Consider the following 273-nt stretch of genomic DNA (forward strand, 5'->3'; position numbering starts at 1 on the left):
CGCCACCATCTTCTTCATCATCGTCGGCATCATCCTCCCCATGACCAAAACCACCGGCATCTACACCCTCCTCGTCCCCGCCGTCTACCTCGCCACCCTCATCCCTATGGCGTTAGCTGGATTACCGCGAACGGCCGCATCGAACGTTATTCTCTCTCTTGCAATCGTGTTGGGAATGTTCCACTTCCTTGGCCAGCCCTTGTCCCACGCCTCCACGCGCTACTTCCTCCTAACCATCGCAGGCGGGGGTATTACCGGCCTGTTCATCGCCAC

1 protein-coding gene is annotated in these 273 nt (G+C 58.6%); it reads left to right on the forward strand.

The window, feature by feature from the left end; translation table 11 throughout:
* Positions 1-273: hypothetical protein (locus EII11_RS10675; RefSeq protein WP_165867176.1), on the forward strand; the 273-nt coding region annotated here is incomplete at both ends.

This window comes from Schaalia canis (assembly GCF_003858455.1).
Taxonomy (GTDB): domain Bacteria; phylum Actinomycetota; class Actinomycetes; order Actinomycetales; family Actinomycetaceae; genus Pauljensenia; species Pauljensenia canis.